Source organism: Streptomyces sp. SM1 (genome assembly GCF_002910825.1).
Taxonomy (GTDB): Bacteria; Actinomycetota; Actinomycetes; order Streptomycetales; family Streptomycetaceae; genus Streptomyces; species Streptomyces okerensis.
Map to the genome: position 1 here is coordinate 1 of NZ_NEUB01000049.1, position 10,055 is coordinate 10,055.

The 10,055-nt window shown below is 70.2% G+C and carries 10 protein-coding genes and 1 riboswitch; of the genes, 2 read left to right on the forward strand and 8 right to left on the reverse strand.

Features of this window, described 5'->3' with window-relative positions; all coding sequences use genetic code 11:
- Window positions 1-232 precede the first annotated feature (232 nt).
- Window positions 233-408, reverse strand: a riboswitch (cobalamin riboswitch).
- A gap of 12 nt (window positions 409-420) precedes the next feature.
- From B9S61_RS00995 to nagB, 5 genes are all read right to left on the reverse strand, one after another.
- Window positions 421-927 carry a GNAT family N-acetyltransferase gene (locus tag B9S61_RS00995; RefSeq protein ID WP_103540483.1) on the reverse strand — a complete coding sequence of 169 codons (507 nt, stop codon included), beginning with the start codon at window positions 925-927 and terminating at the stop codon, window positions 421-423.
- A 78-nt stretch (window positions 928-1,005) separates the two neighbouring features.
- Complete coding sequence (gene mctP, locus B9S61_RS01000) at window positions 1,006-2,634, reverse strand: monocarboxylate uptake permease MctP (protein WP_103540475.1); 1,629 nt, start codon at window positions 2,632-2,634, stop codon at window positions 1,006-1,008.
- Complete coding sequence (locus B9S61_RS01005) at window positions 2,631-2,900, reverse strand: DUF3311 domain-containing protein (protein ID WP_103540476.1); 270 nt, start codon at window positions 2,898-2,900, stop codon at window positions 2,631-2,633. The genes mctP and B9S61_RS01005 overlap by 4 nt, the downstream gene beginning before the upstream one ends.
- Window positions 2,901-3,084: 184 nt before the next feature.
- Window positions 3,085-3,849: a GntR family transcriptional regulator gene (locus B9S61_RS01010; protein WP_103540477.1), complete on the reverse strand. Its 765-nt coding sequence runs from the start codon at window positions 3,847-3,849 to the stop codon at window positions 3,085-3,087.
- Window positions 3,850-4,005: 156 nt separating this feature from the next.
- Window positions 4,006-4,791 (reverse strand): glucosamine-6-phosphate deaminase, encoded by a 786-nt coding sequence (gene nagB, locus B9S61_RS01015; protein ID WP_103540478.1) that lies wholly within the window; start codon window positions 4,789-4,791, stop codon window positions 4,006-4,008.
- A gap of 552 nt (window positions 4,792-5,343) precedes the next feature.
- On the opposite strand from nagB, the gene B9S61_RS01020 reads away from it, so the two are divergent.
- The gene (locus B9S61_RS01020; RefSeq protein WP_103540479.1) at window positions 5,344-6,819 is read left to right on the forward strand and encodes a sensor histidine kinase; all 1,476 of its coding nucleotides are present in this window, start codon (window positions 5,344-5,346) and stop codon (window positions 6,817-6,819) included.
- 244 nt (window positions 6,820-7,063) lie between these two features.
- On the opposite strand, the gene B9S61_RS01025 is transcribed toward B9S61_RS01020, so the two are convergent.
- Together B9S61_RS01025 and B9S61_RS01030 are read right to left on the reverse strand one after the other, a co-directional pair.
- Entirely contained in the window at window positions 7,064-7,321 is a 258-nt protein-coding gene (locus B9S61_RS01025; RefSeq protein WP_030219886.1) for a WhiB family transcriptional regulator, read from the reverse strand.
- 319 nt (window positions 7,322-7,640) lie between these two features.
- On the reverse strand, window positions 7,641-8,609 hold the full coding sequence (locus B9S61_RS01030; RefSeq protein ID WP_103540480.1) for a diacylglycerol kinase family protein: 969 nt from the start codon (window positions 8,607-8,609) through the stop codon (window positions 7,641-7,643).
- A gap of 116 nt (window positions 8,610-8,725) precedes the next feature.
- On the opposite strand from B9S61_RS01030, the gene B9S61_RS01035 reads away from it, so the two are divergent.
- Window positions 8,726-9,181, forward strand: a complete 456-nt coding sequence (locus B9S61_RS01035) for a hypothetical protein (protein ID WP_103540481.1) — start codon at window positions 8,726-8,728, stop codon at window positions 9,179-9,181.
- A gap of 40 nt (window positions 9,182-9,221) precedes the next feature.
- Here the strand turns inward: B9S61_RS01035 and B9S61_RS01040 are convergent.
- Window positions 9,222-10,055, reverse strand: an 834-nt coding sequence (locus B9S61_RS01040) for an RNA polymerase sigma factor SigF (protein ID WP_103540482.1), incomplete at its 5' end; no start/stop codon positions are given.

Sequence of the window (10,055 nt, forward strand, 5' to 3'; positions counted from 1 at the left end):
GCAGGTCGGCGGTCAGCTCGGTCAGGGTCCGCAGCAGCGCGGCACCGGGACCGTCGCTCACCCGGGGCACGTCGGTCGCTGAAGCCGGATCGGCTGGCGCGATGGTCACGTGGGGCTCTCCCTCGCTCGGCACGGGGGCCTCGAAGAGCGCAGGGGGCAGTACACGCGCGCACGCGGCGTCGCGTCCACCGGCCCATTCCGCGAGGCCCGGACGTCGGAGCACCCGGGCCGTACGGCCGGGCGCACTGTCGGCAGGTCCTCGGACTGACTCCGCCGCGCACCTCAGCGTGCGCGGGCATGGGTACACCGTTGCGGGACAGTTCCGGATTCACACCGGATTCCCCTGCGGCGACAGCGAGCATGAGCATACATCTTGTGCCGGGCGCCGCCGGCAGCCCCATATGTTGTGTCGTGCTGGTGTCAGAGCGTCAACGCGTAGGTGATGAGCATGATGTCGTCCAGCTCCGGCAGCGGGTTCCAGTCCCGCTCGGGAGTACGGGTGAAGCCGAGCCGTTCGTAGATCCGGTGGGCGGAGCGCATGGTGCGCTGGCTCGACAGTACGATCCGCCGGCACCCCTCGATCGCCCGTGCCCGGTCGACGCAGGCGCGCACCAGGGCCTCACCGGCGCCCCGCCCCCGGCCCGCGCGGGCCACCGCGAGCATCCGGATCTCCGTCTCGCCCGGCTCCGCCAGGTCGGCCATCGCACCGGGGCCCGGTACGAAGGTCACCCCGCCGAGCACCGCCCCGCGCTCCACGGCGACCAGCACCTCGGCGGCCGCGGCACGCTTCGCCACGTCCCGGAGCTCGCCGAGGTATCCGTCGCTCTCCCCGAAGTCCAGCAGCCCGTCCAGCAGATAGGCCTGGGCGGTTATCTCACCGAGTTCCGTGTACTCGCCGGGATCCACCGGCCGGATGACGATGTCCATGCCGTGAGTGTGCCGCACGGGTACGACGACGGGCCGCCGGATTTCTCCGGCGGCCCGTCACCCCGGGTGCCCGCGGTGTCAGTGGGCGCTGCCCGCGGTGGCCGGCGGGAGCTCCGCCTTGACGCCGGGGTCGCCCGCGTCCGCCGTGTAGTCCTCCGGCCTGGTCTGGTCGAGGCCCTCGGGCGCCTTGAGGGCCCGCATGACGAAGGTCAGCACGACCGTGACCACGATGTTGAGCACGAAGGCGGTGAGACCGATGTAGCCGATCTCGCCGATGCCGGGAATCTCCTTCGCGGACCCGCCGAAGTGCTTCTGCGTCGGCGAGGCCACCCCGTACGCGGCGACCGTGCCGTAGATCATGCCGACCGCCCAGCCGCCGATCAGCGCCCAGCGGTGGAACCAGCGGGTGAACAGGCCGCCCACCAGCGCCGGGAAGGTCTGCAGGATCCAGATGCCGCCGAGCAGCTGGAAGTTGATGGCGACCGTCTTGTCCATGGTCAGGACGAAGGCCAGCGCGCCCACCTTCACCAGCAGCGACACGATCTTGGAGACCTGGGTCTCCTGCCTCGGCGTCGCGTCCGGCTTGATGAAGTCCTTGTAGATGTTGCGGGTGAACAGGTTCGCCGCGGCGATCGACATGATCGCCGCGGGCACCAGCGCGCCGATGCCGATCGCCGCGAAGGCCACGCCCGCGAACCAGGCCGGGAACATGTTCTCGAACAGCTGGGGGATCGCCAGCTGGCCGTTGCTGACCTTGACCCCGGCCGCGATGGCCATGAAGCCGAGCAGCGCCAGCAGCCCCAGCATCAGCGAGTACAGCGGCAGGATCGTGGTGTTGCGGCGGATCACCTCACGGCTGCGCGAGGACAGCGTCGCCGTGATCGAGTGCGGGTACATGAACAGCGCGAGCGCCGATCCCAGCGCCAGCGTGGCGTACGTCCACTGGCCCGCCTCACTCGGCACCAGCGAACCGCGCGGCGCGCCCGTGGCCGGGTTGGTCTCGCTGTACGCCTCTCGCGCGGAGGCGAAGATCTCGTCGAAGCCGCCCAGCTTGACCGGGATGTAGATGATCGCCACCACGATGACGATGTAGATCAGCGTGTCCTTGACGAACGCGATCAGCGCCGGGGCCCGCAGACCCGACGAGTACGTGTACGCCGCGAGCACGCCGAAGGCGATCAGCAGCGGCAGGTCCTTGACGAACCAGTTGGTGTTCTCGCCGCCGCCGACGCCCATCACGTCCAGCACGGCCTGGATGCCGACCAGCTGGAGCGCGATGTACGGCATCGTCGCCAGGATGCCGGTGACCGCGACGGCCAGCGACAGCCCCTTCGAGCCGAACCGGCCGCGCACGAAGTCGGACGTCGTCACATAGCCGTGCTTGTGCGACACCGACCACAGACGGGGCAGGAAGGTGAAGATCAGCGGGTACACCAGGATCGTGTACGGCACGGCGAAGAAGCCGGCCGCGCCCGCCGCGTAGATCGCCGCCGGTACGGCCACGAAGGTGTACGCGGTGTACAGGTCGCCGCCGAGCAGGAACCAGGTGACCCAGGTGCCGAAGGAGCGCCCGCCCAGGCCCCACTCGTCGAGGCTGTGCTCGTTCGCCGCCCTGCGCCAGCGCGCGGCCAGGAAGCCCATCGCCGTGACGAGCAGGAAGAAGAAGATGAAGACGGCGAGTGCCACGCCGTTGACGCCGTCGTTCACCGCGACGCACCGCCCTTCGAGGCCGAGCGGGCGCGCTGGTCACGCTGCCAGAGCTGGTACGCGACCACCGTCAGCGCGGTGGAGATCAGCACCCACAGCATCTGGTACCAGTAGAAGAACGGGATGCCGATGAAGACCGGGTCGGTCTTCGCGTACGACCCGACCCACAGCATGGCCACGAACGGTGCGACGAGACAGAGGGCGATGACGACGCGCACGGGCGTCACCACCGGCCCTCCCTTGGTTTCTTCCGGGGCTTGTGACATCAGACGGTTTCCGTCCCCTCACTGATCACCGACGGCAATGCGCAGGGAAATCTAGGTGAGGGCGCGGTGTGGTCGTAACCCCTCGCCGGCACAGCGGTATTCAGGCGCGGCTCAACCGAGAGGCAACAGCAACGAAATTCTTGTCAACCACCCGTTTCGTAGGGTTTTCGGGGTGGCCCGAAGTTCACTCCTGAGGGCGCTTCAGACGCGCGACGAACTTGTACCGGTCCCCCCGGTACACCGACCGCACCCACTCCACCGGCTGTCCGTCCCGGTCCCGCGAGTGGCGGGAGAGCATCAGCATCGGCAGACCGACATCGGTACCGAGGAGTCCGGCCTCGCGGGGGGTGGCCAGGGACGTCTCGATCGTCTCCTCGGCCTCAGCGAGATGGACGTCGTACACCTCGGCGAGGGCGGTGTAGAGGGACGTGTACTTCGTCAGGCTGCGGCGCAGCGCGGGGAAGCGCTTGGCGCTCAGATGGGTCGTCTCGATGGCCATCGGCTCGGCGTTGGCCATGCGCAGCCGCTCGATGCGCAGCACCCGGCCGCCGGTCGTGATGTCGAGCAGACCGGCGAGCCGGTCGTCGGCCGTGATATAGCCCAGGTCCAGCAGCTGCGAGGTGGGCTCCAGACCCTGGGCGCGCATGTCCTCGGTGTACGAGGTGAGCTGGAGCGCCTGGGAGACCTTGGGCTTGGCGACGAAGGTGCCCTTGCCCTGGATGCGCTCCAGGCGCCCCTCCACCACCAGTTCCTGGAGTGCCTGGCGCACGGTGGTGCGCGAGGTGTCGAACTCCGCGGCCAGGGTGCGCTCGGGCGGGACCGGGGTACCGGGCGGCGCCGTCTCGGTCATGTCGAGCAGGTGTTTCTTCAGCCGGTAGTACTTAGGCACACGCGCGGTACGGACCGTGGTCCCACCCTCGTTCTCCGCACTGCTGACGTCGGTGCTCATGCTCTGCCTTCCCGGCTCCGGGTGCCGAAACGACCGACATCCCATCGGCCGCGGCTGACATCGTGGCACGGCTCAGGGCGGGGGTGTGCCCCGCGCGCTCCGTGATCCCCTTTGTATACCCCTGGGGAGGGGGCTGGTCCAGACCACGGCCGCCGGTCAGATGCCCTGCCAGTCCGGCTTGCTCGCGTAGGTGTGGCGGAAGTAGTCGGCGAGCTTCAGCTCGGCGGCGGCGGCCTCGTCGACGACCACCGTGGCGTGCGGGTGCAGCTGCAGCGCGGACGCCGGGCACACCGCCGCCACCGGGCCCTCGACGGTCGCGGCGACCGCGTCCGCCTTGCCCTCGCCGGTGGCCAGCAGGACCAGGTGCCGGGCCTCCAGGATGGTGCCGATGCCCTGGGTGATGACGTGGTGCGGGACCTGGTCGATGTCGCCGCCGAAGAAGCGCGCGTTGTCCGCCCGGGTCTGCTCGGTCAGCGTCTTGATCCGGGTGCGCGAGGCGAGCGAGGAGCACGGTTCGTTGAACCCGATGTGCCCGTCCGTCCCGATCCCGAGCAACTGGAGGTCCACGCCGCCGGCCTCCGCCAGCTCCCGGTCGTACGCCTCGCACGCCCCCTGGACGTCCTCGGCCGCGCCGTCGGGGCCCATGAAGGCGTCCGTCCCGATCCCGAGCGGCTCCAGGACCTCGCGCCGGACCACCGAGCGGTAGGACTCGGGGTGGTCGGCCGGCAGCCCCACGTACTCGTCGAGCTGGGCGATCCGGGCGCGGGAGGTGTCGACGGCCCGGGAGTCCACCTTGCCCGCCAGCGCCTGGTAGACGGGCAGCGGCGTGGAGCCGGTGGCGACGCCCAGCAGGGCGTCGGGCTTGCGCCGCAGCAGCTGTGCCATGGCCTCGGCGATGAGTTCGCCGCCCGCCTTGGCGTCCGCAACGATGACAACTTCCACGGTGGGCCTGCCGATCTTCAGGGGGACTCGACTGGGACGGGCCCCGACGGACGGGACCAGGTGGTTTAGACCAATTATCAATCTAGCAGAGGGGTGCGCTCGCTCCCAGGCGCGACCGCCCCTCGCCGGAGCCGTCCGCGGCGGGGTCGTCCCCCGGAGTTCCGGAGCCGCCGGCCGAATCCGCCACGTCCGTGCGGCCCCCGGAGGGGGCCGTACGGGTTAGGCTGCACGGTGGATGCCTGCGCCCGCGGGCGGACGGACTCGTGACCGCAACGAACGGTGCGCCACGCATTTACAGGGACAGTGGTCTAGTCCACAATGCGTAGCGGTACACAGCAAGCCTGCCTTCCCCGCACAGGAAGGCGGACCGGGGATCCGGAGCTCTCTGCCCTGACTGCGCCGGCTCCTCGACCACGGCCGACCGGGACCGCACACCCCGCCGGCCGGTATTGCTCCGGGCTGCGGTGCCGGGAGGGCTGAGGGTCCCTCTCAGGCGCCGCGGCCCGCGGGTGTTCTCAGGGCCCGCGCGCACCCCCGGGTACGCTCGCAGACGTGCCCTCCATGAACGAACTCGTACGCCAGCACACCGCCCTCGGCGACACCGACCTCGAGTGGCTCCACCTGCTGGTCTCGGAGTGGCAGCTGCTCTCCGACCTCTCCTTCGCCGACCTGGTCCTGTGGGTCCCCACCCGCGACGGCACCCGCTATGTCTCCGTCGCCCAGATGCGGCCCAACACCGGCCCCACCTCCTACCAGGACGACATGGTCGGCCACCTCGTCCCGCGCGGCCGGCGGCCCATGCTGGACGCGGCTCTGGACGAGGGCCGGATCGTGCGCGAGGGGGACCCGGAATGGCGGGAGGAGGTCCCCGTACGGGTCGAGTCCATCCCCGTGCGGCGGGAGGGGCGCGTCCTCGGTGTCATCGCCCGCAACACCAACCTGCTCACCGTGCGCACGCCGAGCCGGCTGGAGCTCACCTACCTCCAGAGCGCCTCCGACCTCGCGCAGATGATCGCGGCCGGCAGCTTCCCGTTCGCGAACCAGCAGCTCGAGATGGACGCTTCGCCGCGCGTCGGTGACGGGCTGATCCGGCTGGACGCCGACGGTCTCGTCCAGTACGCATCGCCGAACGCCCTGTCCGCCTACCACCGCATGGGTCTCGCCGCCGACCTGGTGGGTCACCACCTGGGCCGGACCACGGCCGAACTGGCCCCCACCAAGGGGCCGGTGGACGAGGCGCTGGCCAAGGTCGCCAGTGGCTGGGCGCCGCGCGAGTTCGAGATCGAGGCGCATGACGGGGTGATCCAGTTCCGGGCCATCCCGCTCAAGCCGAAGGGCACCCGCATCGGGTCGCTGGTCCTGCTGCGCGACGTCACCGAACTTCGCCGCCGCGAACGCGAGTTGATCACCAAGGACGCGACCATCCGGGAGATCCACCACCGGGTGAAGAACAACCTCCAGACGGTGGCGGCGCTGCTGCGGCTCCAGGCCCGCCGGATCGGGTCCGAACGCGGCCGTGCGGCACTGGAGGAGGCCGTGCGGCGGGTGGGGTCGATCGCGATCGTCCACGAGACGCTGTCCCAGAACCTGGACGAGCGGGTGGAGTTCGACGAGATCGCCGACCGCGTCCTCGCCATGGTCGCCGAGATCTCTCCGGGCAAGGTCACCGGCCGGCGCTCCGGCCGCTTCGGGATACTCGACGCCGAGGTCGCCACCCCGCTGTCGATGGTGCTGACCGAGATCCTGCAGAACGCCCTGGAGCACGGCTTCGGTGAGGGCGAGACCGGCACCGTCGAGGTGTCCGCGGTCCGTGGCGGAACCTCCAGGGAGACCCGCCTGCTGGTCACCGTCCAGGACGACGGGGTGGGTCTGCCCGAGGGATTCGACCCGCACACCGCGGGCAACCTCGGTCTGCAGATCGTACGGACCCTGGTGGAGGGCGAGTTGGGCGGCACCTTCGACATGGTGCCGGCCCCGGGGCGGGGGACCAGGGTGATCCTCGACATCCCGGTGCAGTCGGACAAGTAGGGGCGCACGGAACCCGGTCCGGGGTCTTTGCTGTCCCCGGGCGGGTCCGGGGACAGCAAAAGGCCCCGGACCGGGAAGTGGTCCGGGGCTGATGCTCGTTCCTCGTGGTTCCCCCGCTCGAGTTGGTTCGAGCACTCGGGGAACCGCGCGCTGCGGCTCGGGGGCGGGAGATGCGTGGGCGCCGTCTACGGAGTGATCCGGTCGGGCACACGCGCCGCCAAGCTCAGGCTGTCGGCAGGGGGTGTCAGGCGGAGGCCTGACGGGCCCGGTTGCGGGCGGCGCGGCGCTTCATCGCACGACGCTCGTCCTCGCTGAGACCACCCCAGACGCCGGAGTCCTGACCGGACTCGAGCGCCCACTGGAGGCAGCTCTCGATCACCGGGCAGCGACGGCAGACGGCCTTGGCTTCCTCGATCTGCAGCAGCGCGGGACCGGTGTTGCCGATGGGGAAGAAGAGCTCGGGGTCTTCCTCGCGGCAAACGGCGTTGTGACGCCAGTCCATGGCTGCTACCTCTCCTTGGTATAACGTGCAAGTGCTTGTGAATGTGAACGCTTTCACGAATCCCCCAACAAGTGAAGGGCCGACCGTCAGGTTTCCCTGGCGTGGTCCTTGGGTTTGAAGAGGGGTTCCGGTGATCTGTTGAGGCCGGTGTTGCGGGCCGTCCCGATCGCCATGTAGAGACTCGCAAACCTCGGCGGCGGATACAACCCCTTCCGAAAAGTTTTTTTTGATTCTTCGGTGTCGACTAGGTCACAGCCGTACTTCCATGGGGTGGACCCTGGCCTAAACGTTCGAGTGAAAGGACTTTCGCCCTTTCTGCTCACACAATCACACGCAGTGCACGGCGTACGCCTGTGAACGTCACGCTGGTTCGCAGCCCCAGGTGGTCACCGTCCATCTGGAGGGGCAGTGGGACCTTCGAATGCAAGGTGAAGCGTGTCAGATCGTGCCGGGAGACCGCGTGCCTGCCACGAGGGCCGCGCTCCGGGGACGAAGTGAGCAACTGCGTGCCATACCGGGCAACCGCGGTGGCGGACATCCGGCTCAGGCCGAAGAGATCGAGGCCGGTATCGAACGAGGCCTTAGGCGACGCGTAGATCGGACGATTGCCGAGAAACGTCCACGGCGAGGTGTTCGAGACGATGGACAGTGCCAGATCGGTGACCGGCTCCTCGCCCGGATGCTCCAGGGTGATCACCCCGTGCCGGCGGTGCGGATCGCCGAGCAGCTGACGGACGACCTGGCGCATGTACAGCGCGTGAGTGGACTTCCTGCCGCGCTCCCGCTGCTGCTCCACCCGGCCGACCACACCGGCGTCGAAGCCCAGCCCCGCGTTGAAGGTGAACCAGCGGGCCGGCACGGCCTCGTCCTCCGAGCCCGGCGTGCCCGAGGTCAGCCCCAGGCCCACCGTGCGCTCACGGCCCTCGCGCAGTGCGTCCAGCAGGACGCCGGTGGCCTCCACGGGCTGGTTGGGCAGTCCCAGGGCGCGGGCGAAGACATTGGTGGAACCGCCGGGGACCACGGCGAGGCCGGGCAGATGCTCCGGATCGGGTCCCGCGTGCAGCAGACCGTTGACGACCTCGTTGACCGTGCCGTCCCCGCCGAGGGCGACCACCAGGTCTATGTCGTCGCTCTCCGCGGCCTGCCGGCCGAGGTCGCGCCCGTGCCCGCGGTACTCGGTGGTGACGGCCTCCAGCTTCATCTCACTGGCGAGGGCATGGATCAGCACATCGCGCGTGCGCGCACTTGTGGTGGTTGCCGCCGGATTGACCACGAGAAGTGCACGCATGACGTGCAGGGTACCTACTGAGGGGTACCTGGCCCATACCGAGGCCCGGTCACGGCGGGACAGGGGGCGTGAACCTCGCCACGGGAGGGGCGTACCGCGAGGGCTACCCTTCAGGGGTGAGCAGCGAGCAGACCCCCACCACGGCCCCGGACGAGACCACCTCCCCGGACGGCGCCGGCGCCCGCCGTGCGGCGTACGCCGCGGCGCTGGCCGCCCTGGAAGGGCTGGCGCTGGTGGCCGTCGGCGTGTGGATGTCGGTCCTCGCCCTCACCGGTGAACCGGACGACCGCGGCCAGGCCGTCACCGGCGGAGTCACCCTGGTCCTGCTCGCGCTGCTGCCGCTGATCGCCGCACGGGGGCTGCTCGCGCGGCGGAGCTGGAGCCGGGGCCCCGCGGTCATCACGCAGATCATCGCGCTGCCGGTGGCCTACAACCTGCTGGTGTCCGACGGCGTGGCCATCCCCGCCGGGATCGTGCTCGCCGTCGTGGCCGTCACCGCGCTCGTCCTGCTGGTCAACCCGGGGACGACCCGGGCCCTCGGCATCCGAGGCCCCGGGAACGCCGGGCAGTAGCGCCCCGGCGACGCCCCGGCGCCCCGGGGACCACGCCGGTTCACTCCTCCACGAGAAGCTTCTCCCGCAGCTGGGCCAGGGTGCGGGCCAGCAGCCGGGAGACGTGCATCTGCGAGATGCCGACCTCCTGCGCGATCTGCGACTGGGTCATGTTGCCGAAGAAGCGCAGCAGCAGGATCCGCTTCTCGCGCGGCGGAAGGTCCTCCAGCAGCGGCTTGAGCGACTCCCGGTACTCCACGCCCTCCAGCGCCTCGTCCTCGGCGCCGAGGGTGTCGGCCACCGCCGGGGACTCGTCGTCGGTGTCGGGCACGTCCAGGGACAGCGTCGAGTACGCGTTGGCGGACTCCAGGCCCTCCAGGACCTCCTCCTCGGAGATGGCCAGCTTCTCGGCCAGCTCGTGCACCGTGGGGGAGCGGCCGTGCAGCTGGGAGAGCTCCGCCGTGGCCGTGGTGAGCGCCAGCCGCAGCTCCTGGAGCCGGCGCGGCACCCGCACCGCCCAGCCCTTGTCACGGAAGTGCCGCTTGATCTCGCCGACGACCGTCGGGGTGGCGTACGTCGAGAACTCCACGCCCCGGTCCGGGTCGAACCGGTCGACGGACTTGATCAGACCGATGGTGGCGACCTGGGTCAGGTCGTCCAGCGGCTCGCCGCGGTTGCGGAAGCGGCGCGCGAGATGCTCGACGAGCGGCAGATGCATGCGCACCAGCCGGTTGCGCAGCTCCGCGTACTCGGCGGTGCCGTCCTCGAGCACGCGCAGCTCGAGGAACAGGGCGCGCGCCCCGCTGCGGTCCGTCGGGTCGTGGCGCGCGTGCGTGCCGTGGGGGCCCCGCGCACCCGGTGTGCCGGGTGCGCTCCGCGCGCCCTGGGAACCGGA